This window comes from Jiella sp. M17.18, assembly GCF_041027365.1.
Lineage (GTDB): Bacteria > Pseudomonadota > Alphaproteobacteria > Rhizobiales > Rhizobiaceae > VKMB-3413.
Genome location: NZ_JBFTEH010000002.1, coordinates 20,382 through 34,775, shown reverse-complemented (window position 1 = coordinate 34,775; position 14,394 = coordinate 20,382). Strand labels below are relative to the sequence as shown.

Genomic DNA, 14,394 nt, shown 5'->3' with positions numbered 1-14,394 from the left:
GGGCCCGAAGCGCCAGGCGCTTCGGGTCCTCTGTCGTTTTTTGGGTCCGGATTCGCCCTCGGAGAGTCACTTCAATGCAGAGGCGGCAAGTGCTTCGGCGATTGCGGCCCGACGCACGGTTGGCAGCGTGGTCGGTCGCCGCCGAGCGACAATCCAGCCTCGGTCAACCATGAGGAGGAAGAATCGGGAACCGTTGCGAACGCCGGTCGCAGATCCGTCGTCGCGGCTGCGGGATGTCCCGCCGATCGTTTCCGAAACCGCTTTGCGGGCAGCACTCGTTCCGCATCAAAGGCCTCTCCCATGCTTCCTGTCGTCTCCGTCGGTTCGCTCAAGACCTCCGGCACCTCGACCGTCGCCCTGACCCTGGCAAGCGTCGCAGCCGCGGCCGAGATCCCCGTCATGCTGATCGACGCCGCGCGCGACGGCGACATCGCCGCCTGGGCCGCAATGGGCGGCGTCCCCCGGACGATCACCGTCGAGCGCACGCGGGACGAGGAGACGATCGAACGGCTGGTGCGCGGCGCCCGCCGCCGCGGCGATTTCGCCATCGTCGATGCAGGCGACGAGGCGAGCACCATCCGCGCCGCCGCGTGCCTCGCCGACCGGGCGCTGATCCCGGTCCGCTTCTCGCCGCTTTCGGCGCGTTACGCCGTGGCGACGGCCGCAATGCTGGCGGAGGAAGCCGGCAAGGGCCGGCGCGATCGCGACTGGTGCTTCGTCGCCAGCGCCGTCACTACGATCCCGAGCCGCATCGCCCGCAGCGTCGAAGCCATCATCGCCGCCAGCGCGACGCGCCGGCTGCCGATCGGCCTCGTCCAGCGTGCCGCCTACGAGGCGCCGTTCCTGCATGGCGGAACGATCTTCACGCTCGCCGACGACGTCGCGCCGGGCCTCGACCGCGCCCGCGCCGAAGCCGCGACGCTCGCCTACGAGATCGGCATCCTCGGCCGGAGGGCGGCGGCAGAGCGGCCGGTTCTGCCGACGAGGCTGCCGCGCGCCGCCTAAGCGACATATCCTCGAGGCGATGATGCCGCCCTTGCGGATCTTCGGCCTCAGGATCGATCCATAAGACCAGGTCCTATAGATTAGGCGGCAAATGGGTATCTGCGCGTACAGTTGCGCCGGAAGACGGTCTGCTGAACGCTGCCGCCGGCGGGGACGATGCGGGTCTTCAAGACCAAGGAGTTCGAGCGCCTCGCGCGACGGGAGGAAGGTGACGGCGCCCGAACTGACGCGTGTTGTGGCGCGGACGCTGGCCGGGAAGATCGATGCCGATCTCGGCGCCTATCTGGTCAAGCGGCGGATCTCACAGGGTGCGGGCGGGCGAAGCGGCGGTCATCGGGCCATCATCGTTTACAAGGTCGCGGACCGGATCGTGTTCGTGCATCTCTTCGGCAAGCGGGACAAAGCGACGCTCAGCTCCGGCGAACTGCGCGCGTATCGCGCCGCAGCCAGGCATATCGCCGATCTCGGCCCCGAAGCGATCGACGCGCTTCTGCGAGCGGAAGAATGGATCGAGGTGGATTATGGAGCGGCGGAAGACGTATCGGAGTAAGGCTTTGCGGTCCCTTCACTCCGCCATGGAGGGGCTCCACAAGGTCGGCGCGATCGATCGGCGGACGATGCGGGATTTCGACATCGAGTGCCTGACCACTGTTCGAGAGCTCGATGCAGAGGAAATCCGAGACATCCGTGAGGCGGCTCAGATGAGCCAGGCGGTCTTCGCCAAGGTGTTGAACGTCAGCACGTCCGTCGTCAGCAAATGGGAGCAGGGCGAGAAGCGGCCGAGCGGCTCATCCCTGAAACTGCTCTCTCTGGCGAAGCAGAAGGGCGTCGAGACGATCCTTTGACGCTGGTCCGCCGGTCGGGTCCTCCACCGCCTAGGACCCCGGCACCAGGATCAGGATCGCGAGGTCCGATTTGGGCAGGAAGTTCTGCTTCTTCACCTGGAACCGCGTCGGGCCGATCTTCGTCACGCCGGTCGCGCAGAAGCTGACGAGGTTCTGCGGCGCGCCCTTGTCGACGGAGAGGCTGAAGGAGCCGATCGGCTTCGCCCAGTTGGCGCCGGTCGTCAGGACATAGTCGATCCAGCGTTCGGAAAAGCCGATGCCGCCGGACGCCTCGGCTGCTCTCGTCCGCTTCGCGACCGTTCGCATCAGGTCATCCTCGATGCAGTAGCGCTTGCGCTTCTCTGCGATCTCCTGCGGCGTTGCGTATTTCGAGCCGAGCGGCGTCGCGACGGTCGCGCCGACGGAGGGCTTGTAGCTGTGGGTGACGGAGACCGGCCGGCCGGGCGGAAAGGTCTGGTCCCAGTGATAGGTGATCCGATAGGCCCAGGCCGGCGCCAGATGCGTCTCCCAGCCCTTGCCGGCGTCGAAGCTGTCCGTCTTGGCGATGCCGGCCGCTTCCAGCCGCTTCTTCTCCGGCTGGGGCAGGGCGTCGAGCGCGGCGGTCGTCGCCTCGGTCGGCGGCGCGAAGGCAACGCCCAGCTTCTGCAGGATCGCGGTGACGTTCCTGTCGCCGACGAAGGCCGCGCGGTCGACCGCCATGGTCACCGGCTGGCCGTCGACGCTCGTGCGGAAGGCGAACGGATTGCCCGGGTCGTCGCTCGGGATGTCGACGTTGAAGTCGAACGGGTCGAGCTGGATCGTCGGCAGCGGGAAGGCGACCGTCGTCGTGACCGGCTGCTCGCTTTCGTTCACGAAGACATAGGCGACGTCGACGCGCTGCTGCGAGATCGACAGGGCCTCCGATCGCATCGCGACGGCGTTGGTCCTGGTGAAGACGAGGCCGCCGACGGCGAGATTGGCCGTCGTGTCGTTGGCGCGGGCAGCGAGCGCGCTGCCGCAGAGCAGCGTGACGACGAGGAGCGGGCGGATCATCGCGGGAATCCCTAGATGTGGAATGCCCGCGATGTTTACCTTGCGTCGCTTCGGCGCGGAAGCGGCGATCTCAGTTGAACGAGGGCGGCTGCGACAGGTCGACCGCGGGCTTGCCCTGCGACGGCTGGGCCGGCGCCGTCGGTGCCGCGACACCGGGCGGCGGTGCTGTGGCCGGCGCGGGTGCAGCAGCGCCGGTGCTGCCGCTGGAGCTCCCGGCCGGCTGGTCGAGGTCGAGCGGCGGCAGGCCGAGTGCAGGCTGCGGCCGCGAGGCGCTGCCCGCACCTCGAGCAGGCGCTGCCGGAGCCGCTGGCCCAGAAGCACCACCCGAAGGAGCACCCGGAAAGGCCAGCGGCGGCAGGCCCAGCGGATTGTTCTGGCCCGACGAAGCGCCCCCGGCCGCGCCCGGGCCGGCGGTGCCGGATGCGCCGCCGAGCGGCGGCAGGCCGAAGTCGCCGCCATTGCCGCCGCCCATGTTCGGCAGCTGCAGCTGGATGTTGCTCGTATCGACCGCCGGCCCCGTCGCCTTGTAGCGCATCACCATCTGCGGGAAGATGATCGTCAGCGCCACCATGATGACCTGGATGCAGACGAAGGGCAGGGCGCCCCAATAGATCTGGCCGGTCGTCACCGGTTGCATGCGCTTGCCGGTCACGCGGTCGAGATACGGCACCTTGGCCGCCACCGAACGCAGGTAGAAGAGCGCGAAGCCGAACGGCGGATGCATGAAGCTCGTCTGCATGTTGATGCCGAGGAGCACACCGAACCAGATCAGGTCGATGCCGAGCTTGTCCGCCGCCGGCGCGAGCAGCGGCACGATGATGAAGGCGAGCTCGAAGAAGTCGAGGAAGAAGGCGAGGAAGAAGACCAGGAGGTTGACGACGATCAGGAAGCCGGTCTCGCCGCCCGGCACGGACGTCAGCAGCTCCTCGACCCAGATATGGCCGTTGACGCCGTAGAAGGTCAGCGAGAAGACCCGGCTGCCGACGAGGACGAAAAGAACGAAGGCGGAAAGCTTCGTCGTCGATTCCATCGCCTGCGTCATCAGGGAGAGGTTCAGCTTGCGCTTGCCGAAGGCCAGCGCCAGCGCGCCGACCGCGCCCATCGCGCCGCCCTCCGTCGGCGTCGCGACGCCGAGGAAGATCGTGCCGAGCACCAGGAAGATCAGCGCCAGCGGCGGGATCATCACGATGATCACCTGCTGGCTGAGGTACGACAGGAGCTTGAGCTTGAGCGCCTTGTTGACGACGGCGACGAGGTAGATCGCGAGGACGCCGACGCAGGCGCCCCAGATCACCGCGCCCTGCTGCACCTTGTCCTCGAGATAGACGCTCGCGGCATAGCTCAGCGCGACCGCGAGGACGACGGAAACGATCAGCGAGGTGACGCCGCGCCCGAGCGTGCGCGCCTCCATCGGGAGGGCCGGGGCCGACTTCGCCCGGAAGATCGTCATGCCGACGATGTAGGCGACGTAGAGGCCGGTCAGCACCAGCGAGGGGACGAGCGCGCCGGAATACATGTCGCCGACCGAGCGGCCGAGCTGATCGGCAAGGACGATCAGCACCAGCGAGGGCGGCACGATCTGCGCCAGCGTCCCCGAGGCCACGATGACGCCGGAGGCGAGACGCCGGTCGTAGCCGTAGCGCAGCATGATCGGCAGCGAGATCAGGCCCATCGCGATGACCGACGCCGCGACGACGCCGGTCGTTGCGGCGAGCAGCGCGCCGACGAAGATCACCGCATAGGCGAGGCCGCCGCGCAAGGGGCCGAACAGCTGGCCGATCGTCTCGAGCAGGTCCTCGGCCATGCCGGACCGTTCGAGAATCAGCCCCATGAAGGTGAAGAAGGGGATCGCCAGCAGCGTGTCGTTCGACATGACGCCGCCGAAGAACCGGTCCGGCAGCGCCTTCAGAAGCGGCCAGAACAGGTTGATGTCGGTCGAATGCGGGGCGAGCTCGACGCCGACGACGAAGTAGCCGAGGCCGATCGCGGCGAGCGAGAAGGCGACGGGGTAGCCGAGCAGGAGCACGATCACCAGCGAGCCGAACATGATCGGCGCGAGATTGTGGGCGACGAATTCGCTCATCGTGCCGCTCCCGAATCGCGCTCACGGACACGGCCGGCCTCCGGCGCCTCGGCACCGCCTTCCGGTGCGTCCGGCTCCAGCGCCGCCAGTTCGCCCGCCTCGGCATGCGAGGCCGCCATCGGCGTCGTGTCCTCGAAGCCGAAGAACAAGACGGCCGTCCGCTTGATGAGCTCGGAGACCGCCTGCAGCAGCAGGAGGACGAAGCCCGCCAGAAGCAGGGCCTTGGCCGGCCAGATGATCAGGCCGCCGGCATTCGGCGAGTATTCCTGCCGCTCGAAGGACTGGATGACATACGGCACCAGCAGCCAGGTCATCAGCACACAGAACGGCAGAAGGAAGAAGATGTGGCCGAGGAAGTCGATCCAGTCGCGCGTCTTCTTCGACAGCATGTTCGAGATGATGTCGACGCGGATGTGCTCGTTGCGCTGCAGGGTCCAGGCGGCGGCGAGCATGAAGATCGCGCCGAACAGATACCACTGCAGTTCGAGCCAGGCATTCGACGACATGTCGAAGATCTTGCGGATGACCGCGTTGCCGGCACTCACCAAGACGACCACCAGGATCAGCCAGGCGACCGCCCGGCCGATGAAGGTCGTCACCCGGTCGATACCGCGTGCAAAGGACATGAGAGCCGACATACGGCCAGGATCCCCCCTCGTTTTGCCCGAGGATTGTGCGGCATCCGGGAAGGATGAGGCTTCCGGCGCCGTCTGTTTCGTCATCTTGCTGATCGGGACATGCCGGAGACCGGCCGCGCCCGCGCGGTGCATGCCATGCACGAGGGCGCAGGTCCACGAAAAAGCCTCCGTCCGTTAAGGGGAATTGACCGGTCGCGCAAGCGCTTGGGCGGGACGGGTCGCCGATGCACTCGCCGCAGGCAGGCGGGTGCCGCGGCCGCATCGTCCGGCCGGCCGGCACCGGCGCGGGCGCGTCCGCCGAAGGCTGCGCACCGGAGGCGGCACATGAAAAAGCCTCCGTCCCGCGGGAAGCGGGACGGAGGCTCTGTCCGGTTCAAGTCCGGCCGGAAAGTAGTGTGTTCAGAAGGTGTAGCCGGAGCCCGGAACGATCAACGCAGCCCGACCCGAGGACGCAGGCGTGGTCGCCCGCTGATCCTGGCGCGCGGCATTGCCGGCCGATACCGCCGGCATGTTGTAGGTGCCGCGACCGTCGATCGACAGCGGCTGCTCCGTGGGTGCGATCGTCTGCACCTTCGAAGCCGGAGTCGTATCGTAGAACGTGTAGCTCGACCCCGGAACCAGCCCCGCGGCGAAGGAAGCGTTCGAGGCGACGAGAAGACCGCCGGCAGCTGCGGCCGCAATCCATTTCTTGCTCATCGTGATCCCTTTCTTGACGTGTCAGCAGAGCTCGCCCATGCCAATTTTGCGTCATCGGCGCTCGCGGCTGATCTATTCCTGCAACAGGACACGCGGTAGAACCGGGAGAGGGACATTGCGTCCCGAATTTGGGACAGGGCAGATGCGTGATTTCAACGATTTTCGTTATTTCGAAGCCGTCGTGCGCAATGGCGGCTTCAATGCCGCCGCGCGCGACATCGGCATCGGCAAGTCGACGCTGTCGCGGCGGATGCTGGCACTGGAGCAGGATCTGGGCGTGCGCCTGATCGACCGCACCACGCACAGCTTCGCGGTCACGGCGATCGGTCTGGAATTCTACGAGAAGTGCCGGGCCGCGGTGGCCGAAATGGAGGCCGCGGAGCAGATGGCGACGGCGATGAGCGCGGAGCCGCGGGGCCTCGTCACCGTCGCCTGTCTTCCCGGCGCCTGCGCCGCGACGCTCGGCGCCGGCCTGCCGGAGTTCCTGGCGGCCCATCCGCTGGTGCGGGTGCGGCTTCTGGTCGGCATGCGCCGCTTCGACCTCGTCGAGGAACATGTCGACGTAGCGATCCGCGGCGGTACGCTCGACCAGCCGGGCGACGGCGACCTGATCGTCAAGCGGATCGCGGACGTGTCGAAGGCGCTGGTGGCAAGCCCGGCCTATCTGGAGCGGGCCGGAACGCCTGCCTTTCCCCGCGACCTGCCGCGCTTCGCGACGATCGCGCAGGACGGGATCGACGGCGAGACCTGGCGTCTCAGCCATCGCGCCGGCGGGACGCAGAGCGTGCGCATCCTCCCGCAGATCATCTCCCCCTCGCTCTCCGTCCACAGCCAGGCCGCCAGGAACGGCGGCGGCATCGCGCTGCTTCCCGAGATGTTCACGGCAAGCATGATCCGCTCCGGCGAACTCGTCCGCGTGCTGCCGGACTGGAGCGGCGACCACTCGATCCTGCACATCGCCTTCACCTCCCGCCGCGAGATGCTGCCGGCGGTGCGCGCCTTCATCGATTTTGCGCATGCGCGCCTGTCGCAGCTGATGCGCGGCTGGTGCGACAGCCTGTCCGACTTCGTCGACGCGGCGTGACCCGCCGCGCGCGAAGGGCGCTCTCTTCCGCCCGCATCGCTCGCATCTGGTCGACGCCGGCCGCAGCCGGCCGGCCGGGTCTCCTGCGACACTTGCAGGAATTGGCCGGGCGGTGCGGATGAGGCTGTGCCCCCGGCGTAGCCTTCCTGGGGGGCGGCCGGTTGCCCGCCGTGCCGTGCGCACCTTAAGAAGCGGCGATGGACACGGACAAGCCTGCGAGCCGGCCGGTCAGCGCGGAGTGGCTGATGCGCGCGGCGGCACATTATGTCGAGCGCTACGCCACATCGGTCGAGAACCTGCGCCGCGTCCTGCGGCGCAAGGTGATGCGGCGCGCACTCGCCGCGGGCGACGATCCCGGCCGGCACGAGGCGCTGATCGAGACGACGCTCGCCCGGCTCGTCGACCTCGGCCTCGTCGACGACCGGAGCTTTGCCGAGGGTCGCGCCGCCAGCCTGCGCCGCCGCGGAACCTCACGCTCGATGACCGCAGCGAAGCTGCGTCAGAAGGGCGTCGACGGTGAGATGATCAACGAGGTGCTGGCCGAGGACGAGACCGACGAGGCGACCGCCGCCTTCGCTTATGCCCGCCGCCGCCGCCTCGGACCCTTCCGCCTGCGCCAGCGGGCGGAGCGGCGCGACAAGGACGTCGCCGCGATGGTTCGCGCGGGTCACGCCTATGGCCACGCCGTTGCCGTCATCGACGGCTCCGGCGACCGGTTCGGCGAGGACGCTTCGGGAGACGAGCGACACATCGGGCCGGTCGAGCCCGAGCGGTGAGGCGCGCCGCCGCGCTGCCCGCTCTTCCTCCTCCGCGCCATCCGCCGTCCCTCGTCGTTCCGCATCTCGACCCGATCCCGCAGGGACCCGTACCGGACCTTTTCGCCCGGCTATCCGCCCGAAGACGCTTCTTCGGAACCGCTGCTGCGACAGAGGAAGGCGCCTCCGCGCGGTGCCGTTTTTGACCATTCGATAAAAAATTTGACCATCCGAAAAATTAGGATCATTCTCATCTGACCTTCCCTGAGGAGCAGCCCCAGCGCTTGGCGACCTCGGCGGACGTGGGGAGATTGAGAGTGGAGCCTGCGAGATGAGCGACGCCCGGCCGATCCGTCCCGACATCAGCGCCGGCCGGATCGGCGCCGACATGCTGGCGCGGAATTTCTCCGACCTCCACCCGCCGCTGGAAGCGCATGAGGCGCTGGTCGAAGCGGATCGCTGCTACTTCTGCTATGACGCGCCCTGCATGCAGGCCTGTCCGACGTCGATCGACATCCCACTGTTCATCCGCGAGATCCAGGGCGGCAATCCGGTCGGCGCTGCAAAGACGATCCTCGCCTCGAACATCCTCGGCGGCATGTGCGCCCGCGTCTGCCCCACCGAAACGCTGTGCGAGGAGGTCTGCGTGCGCGAGGTCGCCGAGGGCCAGCCGGTGAAGATCGGCATGCTGCAGCGCTACGCCACCGACCGGTTGATGGAGACGGGCGTCCATCCCTTCACGCGGGCGCCGTCGACCGGCCGGCGGATCGCGGTCGTGGGCGCGGGCCCCGCGGGCCTCTCCTGCGCACACCGCCTGGCGATGCTCGGCCACGACGTGACGCTGTTCGATGCGCGCGAGAAGCTCGGCGGCCTCAACGAGTACGGCATCGCCGCCTACAAGGCGACCGAGGACTTCGCGCAGGCCGAGGCGAATTTCATCCTGAAGATCGGTGGTATCGACGTGCGGCTCGGCCAGGCGCTCGGCCGCGACATTCACCTCGCGGACCTGCGGCGCGACTTCGACGCGGTGTTCCTCGGCCTCGGCCTTGCCGGGGTGAACGCGCTCGGCCTGTCCGAAGGCGAGGATCACCAGGGCCTGCACGACGCGGTTGCCTGGATCGCCGACCTGCGCCAGACGCGGGACCTCTCCGAACTGCCGGTCGGGCGCCGCGTGGTGGTGATCGGCGGCGGCATGACGGCGATCGACGCGGCCGTGCAGGCGCAGGCGCTCGGCGCCGAGGAGGTGACGATCGCCTACCGCCGCGGCCGCGAGGCGATGAATGCCTCGGCCTACGAGCAGGAGGTGGCCGCGACCCGCGGGGTGCACATCCGCTGCAATCTCCAGCCGAAGCGGATCCTCGCCGAAGCCGGCCACGTCGTCGGGATCGAGCTGGAGCGGACGGTGACGGGGCCGGGCGGGCGCCTCTCCGGCACCGGCGAGACCGTCACGATCGAGGCCGACCAGGTGTTCAAGGCGATCGGCCAGAGCTTCCTGCCGCACGGAACCGACGGGGAAGGCGAGGGCATCGCGCTGGAGCGCGGACGGATCGCGGTCGATGCCGATCGGCGCACGACGCTCGCCGGCGTCTGGGCCGGCGGCGACTGCGTCGCCGGAGGCGAGGACCTGACGGTGGTGGCGGTGGAGGACGGCAAGATCGCGGCCGAAAGCATTCATGCGGCGCTGGCGGCGGCGGAGCGTGTGGCGGCGGAGTGACCATTCGGGATGCGAGGTGGCGGCGATATACCAGCCGAGTCAGCTGTGGCCCCCCTCCCGGCTCAGAGCAGATCGATGAATTCTTCTGTCGTTAAACCCGACTTCTCGATGATCGAATGCATCGTCCCGATCGGCAGGTCGCGGTTACCGTGGACGGGAATGTTCACTTTCGAGGCTGGTCGCTCGGGATGCCTCAGAACGTGGTGGCTGCCGCTCACACGAAGAACGACAAATCCCCCGCGTTGGAGCGCTCGCACGACCGCCTTCCCGCTCAGTGCAGGCAGAGGGGCCACGTCAGGCAGCTTGGCGGATGGACACTTGCCGCACCAGAGGGACGACATCCTCGGGAATGGGCTCGCCTTCGTCGCGTCTGACTTCAAGAGAGAGACGAATGGCATCTTCGGCCATCCGCAGAGCCTCTTCTTCCGTCCCGCCAAAGCTGACGATCTCCGGCAGCGCCGGCACAAGGACGGTGAACCCGCCCTCCGGTTCCGGGCGAAGCTGAACGGTATACGTGATGCTGTCGGTCACTTGGTGCCTCGGGATTTTGCGCGAGTACGTTTCAAGATAGCAACCTTCGCCCCGGCCTTCCACAAAAGGAGCCAGACGCATGGCTGATCTCTCGACCAGCTTCCTCGGCATCAGCTCGCCGAACCCGTTCTGGCTCGCTTCCGCGCCGCCGACGGACAAGGAATACAACGTGCAGCGCGCCTTCGAGGCCGGTTGGGGCGGGGTCGTCTGGAAGACGCTCGGCGAGGATCCACCGGTGGTCAACGTCAACGGCCCGCGCTACGGCGCCGTTCATGGGCCGGATCGGCGGCTCTTGGCGCTGAACAACATCGAGCTGATCACCGACCGGGCGCTCGACACGAATCTGGAAGAGATCGCCCGCGTCAAGCGCAACTGGCCGGACCGGGCGATGATCGTCTCGCTGATGGTGCCCTGCGAGGAGGCGCCCTGGCAGAAGATCCTGGGCCTGGTCGAGGAGACCGGCGCGGACGGCGTCGAGCTCAACTTCGGCTGTCCGCACGGCATGAGCGAGCGCGGCATGGGCTCGGCGGTCGGCCAGGTGCCGGAATACATCGAGATGGTCGCGCGCTGGTGCAAGCAGCATTCCAAGCTGCCGGTGATCGTCAAGCTGACGCCGAACATCACCGACATCCGCTATCCCGCCCGGGCGGCGAAGCGGGGCGGCGCCGATGCCGTGTCGCTCATCAACACGGTGTCGGCGATCATGTCGATCGACCTCGACAGTTTCGCCCCGACGCCGACGATCGACGGCAAGGGCTCGCATGGCGGCATGTGCGGTCCGGCGGTGAAGCCGATCGCGCTGAACATGGTCGCCGAGATCGCGCGGGATGCCGAGACGGCGGGCATCCCGATCTCCGGCATCGGCGGCATCACCACCTGGCGCGACGCGGCCGAGTTCATCGCGCTCGGCTGCGGCACCGTCCAGGTCTGCACCGCGGCGATGACCTACGGCTTCAAGGTGGTGAAGGAGATGATCTCGGGCCTCTCCGACTGGATGGACGAGCAGGGCTACCGGACCATCGAAGACTTCCGCGGCCGCGCGGCGCCGAACGTCACCGACTGGCAGTATCTGAACCTCAACTACGTCACCAAGGCGCGGATCGACCAGGACAAGTGCATCTCCTGCGGCCGCTGCCACATCGCCTGCGAGGACACCTCGCACCAGGCGATCACCAGCATGGTCGACGGCGTCCGCAGGTTCGAGGTGATCGACGAGGAGTGCGTCGGCTGCAATCTCTGCGTCAATGTCTGCCCAGTCGAGGACTGCATCACGATGGAGCGGATCACCGGCTTCGATCCGCGCACGAAGAAGCCGATCCCGGACGGCTACGGCAACTGGACGCAGCACCCCAACAATCCGATGGCGTCGCAGAGGCAGCAGTTCGCGGCCGAGCCGGTGACGCTGCCGGACGCGGCGGAATAGAGGGCGCCCGCCTCCCGAGGCCGCCGGACCGGCGCGAGACGCCTCTCGCCTTCGGCCGGCTGTTGCGCATATCCTCGAGCCGGGTACCGGAACGGGAAAGGGACGTCGCATGGCAGCTCAGGCCCCGATCTGCGATTTCGGCTGGAAGGCGGTGGATGCCGCGCTTCCCGGCGTCGACGGGAGGACGCATCGGATCTTCGACGAAAAGGGCAAGAACGGCCTGCTCGTCGTCTTCATCTGCAACCATTGTCCCTATGTGAAGGCGGTGATCGACCGGCTGGTGCGCGACGCCAGGGATCTCGCAGCGCTCGGGATCGGCACGGTGGCGATCTCGTCGAACGATGTCGACGCCTATCCGCAGGATTCCTTCGAAAACATGGCGGTCTTTGCCCGGGAGCACGGCTTTCCGTTCCCCTATCTCTATGACGCGGACCAGAGCGTTGCGCGCGCCTATGGCGCGGTCTGCACGCCGGACTTCTTCGGCTTCAACCGCGATCTCGGCCTGCAATATCGCGGCCGTATCGACGCCTCGCGCAAGGAGGCGGCGCCGGAGGGGACGCGCCGGGACCTCTACGAGGCGATGAAGCTGGTCGCGGAAACGGGCGAGGGGCCGCGCGAGCAGGTCGCCTCGATCGGCTGCTCGATCAAGTGGAAGGACGCCGCGTGAGCGCCGCGGCTCTCTGGCCGAAGGCGGTCCTGTTCGATCTCGACGGCACGCTGATCGACTCCGCGCCGGACATCCATGCGGCGCTGAACGAGACGCTGGCGAGCTACGGCGAGCCGCCGTTCACGCTGGATGCGGTGACGCGCATGGTTGGCGGCGGGGTGCCGAAGCTGATCGAACGCGCCTATGCCGCACTCGACAAGGAACTCGATCCGGCGAGCCGCGACAAGATCGTCGCGCGCTTCCTGTCGATCTACGAGCCGCGCGCGACCGAGCTGACGACGCTTTGCGCGGGTGCCAGCGAGGTGACGCGGGATCTGCGCGAAGCGGGGGTGCGGCTCGGTGTCGTCACCAACAAGCCGGCGGCTGCCACGCGCGCGATCCTGGAGCATTTTGGCCTTCTCGACCTTCTCGACATCGTGGTCGGCGGCGACGCCGGCCCGCCGAAGAAGCCGGAACCCGGCCTTCTGCTGTTCGCCTGCGAGACGCTCGGCCTCGCCGTTGACGACATCGTCTTCATCGGCGACAGCGAGAACGATGTCGAGGCGGCGAAGGCCGCCGACATGGCGGTGATCGCCGTGCGGGGCGGCTATACGCGGATTGCGCCGGACGCCCTCGGCGCGAGCGCTCTGGCGGACCGGCTCGACGCCGTGCCGGCGATCCTTCGCGCGATGCGCCGCGAGATGCCGCCGCGCTGACGGCACCGCACCGGATGTCGCAAGCGCCTCGTCCTCGACGGGCTCGGGGAGGCCGACGATGACGCTGCGGTCGACGCCCACGCCGTTCGGTTCGCGGTCGGCCGCGACCATCTGTCTTCGACATTCCCGGCACGCCGTCTAGTTGACGGTGTGGATGCGGCTCCGAATTCGCGCTCCGGCGAGCGCGGACGAAAGGGCTCGCGATGATCTACCGGCACGCCGAGACCAAGATACTGATCCTGACGATCGCGATCTGGCTGGGCATCCTGGCCACCGCTCTGTTCTTTCAGACCTGACGGCGTTCCGGGCGATCGCGCCCGCCAACCCCCGATGCCGGCGGCTCGGGCGGCTTGGCGGTGCCGTGAACCGTCTTCCCCTCCTGCCGCCCCGCGCGCCGTGAAACGACAGCGCCGGCAAGTTGACACCGGCAGTGTCATGGCGCGCAGACTCGGCGCCGCCGATTGTGCAATTTTCTCAACAATTTGCTGCCTCCGTCGTGCAACCGAACGGCCACTTCGTCGTTCTGTGTGATCGGGACGGATCGGCGCGCGTTGCGCGGTCCGAAATGCGGGACGGGATCATGGTCAAAATCGATGATGCGGAGGCCATCCGCAAGCTGGCCTACGAGATCTGGGAGCGGGAGGGCTGCCCCAGCGGGCGCGAACACGAACATTGGGCCGAGGCGAACCGGGTCCACGCCAGCCGTCAGCCGAAGCAGGTCGCAGCCTCGGTGGAGGAGGGGCCTCTCTGGGACAGGCGCGAAGCCGAGCGGCAGGAGATCGAGGCTCTGCGCCGGGCCTTATGGACGCCGGAACCGTTTTCCGCAGAACTGTTCGGCCGCGAGACGGCAGCAACCCGCCCGGCTGTGGCCGGCTGGCGGCGTCGGAGTGCCGCGGCATCGCTCGTCTCTTCCGGTCTCCCGGCGGCGCGGCGCTTTCCCGCGGGGGCATCGGCGCGCGCTGGCGCAGACCGGTAGGACGCGGGCGGCCCGTCTGCGAAACAGGTTGGGGCCGTCCTTCTGGGCGGCCCTTTTCATTTGCGGGCGGTGAAGGCGGATTGCGGCCCTCGCCGTTTCCGGCTGCCCGGAGGGATCGGCCGGTTCGCTGCGCTCTCCTGCGGCAGACCCCGCGAACCATATTCGTCAATCAACGTAACGGTGAAGTAACCCGTCGTCTGCATCATGGGCACTCCATGCGGTGTCCTTTGGGATCGCCGCGAGACGTGTG

16 protein-coding genes are annotated in these 14,394 nt (G+C 67.9%); 10 read left to right on the top strand and 6 right to left on the bottom strand.

Annotation, left to right across the window (positions count from 1 at the left end):
* Positions 1–300: 300 nt before the first annotated feature.
* The 3 genes from AB5S17_RS03535 to AB5S17_RS03525 all read left to right on the top strand — a co-directional run bounded on the left by AB5S17_RS03535 (position 301) and on the right by AB5S17_RS03525 (position 1,850).
* Entirely contained in the window at positions 301–1,005 is a 705-nt protein-coding gene (locus AB5S17_RS03535) for a chromosome partitioning protein ParA (RefSeq protein ID WP_369236228.1), read from the top strand.
* 208 nt (positions 1,006–1,213) lie between these two features.
* On the top strand, positions 1,214–1,555 hold the full coding sequence (locus tag AB5S17_RS03530) for a type II toxin-antitoxin system RelE/ParE family toxin (RefSeq protein WP_369236226.1): 342 nt from the start codon (positions 1,214–1,216) through the stop codon (positions 1,553–1,555).
* A gap of 4 nt (positions 1,556–1,559) precedes the next feature.
* On the top strand, positions 1,560–1,850 hold the full coding sequence (locus AB5S17_RS03525) for a helix-turn-helix domain-containing protein (RefSeq protein ID WP_369236224.1): 291 nt from the start codon (positions 1,560–1,562) through the stop codon (positions 1,848–1,850).
* A gap of 30 nt (positions 1,851–1,880) precedes the next feature.
* Here the strand turns inward: AB5S17_RS03525 and AB5S17_RS03520 are convergent, their stop codons facing one another.
* From AB5S17_RS03520 to AB5S17_RS03505, 4 genes are all read right to left on the bottom strand, one after another.
* On the bottom strand, positions 1,881–2,882 hold the full coding sequence (locus AB5S17_RS03520; protein WP_369236222.1) for a DUF4424 domain-containing protein: 1,002 nt from the start codon (positions 2,880–2,882) through the stop codon (positions 1,881–1,883).
* Positions 2,883–2,952: 70 nt separating this feature from the next.
* The gene (locus AB5S17_RS03515) at positions 2,953–4,965 is read right to left on the bottom strand and encodes a TRAP transporter large permease subunit (RefSeq protein ID WP_369236220.1); all 2,013 of its coding nucleotides are present in this window, start codon (positions 4,963–4,965) and stop codon (positions 2,953–2,955) included.
* Positions 4,962–5,603, bottom strand: coding sequence for a TRAP transporter small permease subunit (locus AB5S17_RS03510; RefSeq protein WP_369236218.1), 642 nt, complete (start codon positions 5,601–5,603; stop codon positions 4,962–4,964). The genes AB5S17_RS03515 and AB5S17_RS03510 overlap by 4 nt, the downstream gene beginning before the upstream one ends.
* A 399-nt stretch (positions 5,604–6,002) precedes the next feature.
* A complete protein-coding gene (locus AB5S17_RS03505; RefSeq protein WP_369236216.1) occupies positions 6,003–6,299 on the bottom strand; it encodes a hypothetical protein in 297 nt (98 codons plus the stop codon).
* Positions 6,300–6,441: 142 nt separating this feature from the next.
* Here AB5S17_RS03505 and AB5S17_RS03500 point away from each other — a divergent pair, with 142 nt between their 5' ends.
* The 3 genes from AB5S17_RS03500 (at position 6,442) to AB5S17_RS03490 (ending at position 9,852) form a co-directional block, all read left to right on the top strand.
* Positions 6,442–7,383: a LysR substrate-binding domain-containing protein gene (locus AB5S17_RS03500; protein WP_369236214.1), complete on the top strand. Its 942-nt coding sequence runs from the start codon at positions 6,442–6,444 to the stop codon at positions 7,381–7,383.
* 197 nt (positions 7,384–7,580) lie between these two features.
* Positions 7,581–8,159, top strand: a complete 579-nt coding sequence (locus AB5S17_RS03495) for a regulatory protein RecX (RefSeq protein ID WP_369236212.1) — start codon at positions 7,581–7,583, stop codon at positions 8,157–8,159.
* Between the two features lie 310 nt (positions 8,160–8,469).
* Positions 8,470–9,852: an NAD(P)-dependent oxidoreductase gene (locus AB5S17_RS03490; protein WP_369236210.1), complete on the top strand. Its 1,383-nt coding sequence runs from the start codon at positions 8,470–8,472 to the stop codon at positions 9,850–9,852.
* A 62-nt stretch (positions 9,853–9,914) separates the two neighbouring features.
* On the opposite strand, the gene AB5S17_RS03485 is transcribed toward AB5S17_RS03490, so the two are convergent.
* On the bottom strand, positions 9,915–10,193 hold the full coding sequence (locus AB5S17_RS03485; RefSeq protein ID WP_369236208.1) for a type II toxin-antitoxin system HicA family toxin: 279 nt from the start codon (positions 10,191–10,193) through the stop codon (positions 9,915–9,917).
* Positions 10,147–10,383: a type II toxin-antitoxin system HicB family antitoxin gene (locus tag AB5S17_RS03480; RefSeq protein ID WP_369236206.1), complete on the bottom strand. Its 237-nt coding sequence runs from the start codon at positions 10,381–10,383 to the stop codon at positions 10,147–10,149. The genes AB5S17_RS03485 and AB5S17_RS03480 overlap by 47 nt, the downstream gene beginning before the upstream one ends.
* Positions 10,384–10,462: 79 nt before the next feature.
* Between AB5S17_RS03480 and preA the strand changes: the two genes are divergently transcribed.
* The 4 genes from preA (at position 10,463) to AB5S17_RS03460 (ending at position 14,144) form a co-directional block, all read left to right on the top strand.
* A complete protein-coding gene (preA, locus tag AB5S17_RS03475) occupies positions 10,463–11,806 on the top strand; it encodes an NAD-dependent dihydropyrimidine dehydrogenase subunit PreA (RefSeq protein ID WP_369236204.1) in 1,344 nt (447 codons plus the stop codon).
* A gap of 109 nt (positions 11,807–11,915) precedes the next feature.
* Positions 11,916–12,473, top strand: a complete 558-nt coding sequence (locus tag AB5S17_RS03470; protein WP_369236202.1) for a thioredoxin family protein — start codon at positions 11,916–11,918, stop codon at positions 12,471–12,473.
* Positions 12,470–13,168: a phosphoglycolate phosphatase gene (gene gph / locus AB5S17_RS03465; RefSeq protein WP_369236200.1), complete on the top strand. Its 699-nt coding sequence runs from the start codon at positions 12,470–12,472 to the stop codon at positions 13,166–13,168. The genes AB5S17_RS03470 and gph overlap by 4 nt, the downstream gene beginning before the upstream one ends.
* Positions 13,169–13,748: 580 nt before the next feature.
* Positions 13,749–14,144, top strand: coding sequence for a DUF2934 domain-containing protein (locus tag AB5S17_RS03460; RefSeq protein ID WP_369236198.1), 396 nt, complete (start codon positions 13,749–13,751; stop codon positions 14,142–14,144).
* Positions 14,145–14,394 lie beyond the last annotated feature (250 nt).

Excerpts from the sequence above, each read along its gene's own strand:
- AB5S17_RS03535 (WP_369236228.1), top strand. The coding sequence starts at position 301 with ATGCTTCCTGTCGTCTCCGTCGGTTCGCTCAAGACCTCCGGCACCTCG.
- AB5S17_RS03520 (WP_369236222.1), bottom strand. The coding sequence starts at position 2,882 with ATGATCCGCCCGCTCCTCGTCGTCACGCTGCTCTGCGGCAGCGCGCTC.
- AB5S17_RS03515 (WP_369236220.1), bottom strand. The coding sequence starts at position 4,965 with ATGAGCGAATTCGTCGCCCACAATCTCGCGCCGATCATGTTCGGCTCG.
- AB5S17_RS03510 (WP_369236218.1), bottom strand. The coding sequence starts at position 5,603 with ATGTCGGCTCTCATGTCCTTTGCACGCGGTATCGACCGGGTGACGACC.
- AB5S17_RS03505 (WP_369236216.1), bottom strand. The coding sequence starts at position 6,299 with ATGAGCAAGAAATGGATTGCGGCCGCAGCTGCCGGCGGTCTTCTCGTC.
- AB5S17_RS03500 (WP_369236214.1), top strand. The coding sequence starts at position 6,442 with ATGCGTGATTTCAACGATTTTCGTTATTTCGAAGCCGTCGTGCGCAAT.
- AB5S17_RS03495 (WP_369236212.1), top strand. The coding sequence starts at position 7,581 with ATGGACACGGACAAGCCTGCGAGCCGGCCGGTCAGCGCGGAGTGGCTG.
- AB5S17_RS03490 (WP_369236210.1), top strand. The coding sequence starts at position 8,470 with ATGAGCGACGCCCGGCCGATCCGTCCCGACATCAGCGCCGGCCGGATC.
- AB5S17_RS03485 (WP_369236208.1), bottom strand. The coding sequence starts at position 10,193 with ATGTCGTCCCTCTGGTGCGGCAAGTGTCCATCCGCCAAGCTGCCTGAC.
- preA (WP_369236204.1), top strand. The coding sequence starts at position 10,463 with ATGGCTGATCTCTCGACCAGCTTCCTCGGCATCAGCTCGCCGAACCCG.
- AB5S17_RS03470 (WP_369236202.1), top strand. The coding sequence starts at position 11,916 with ATGGCAGCTCAGGCCCCGATCTGCGATTTCGGCTGGAAGGCGGTGGAT.
- AB5S17_RS03460 (WP_369236198.1), top strand. The coding sequence starts at position 13,749 with ATGGTCAAAATCGATGATGCGGAGGCCATCCGCAAGCTGGCCTACGAG.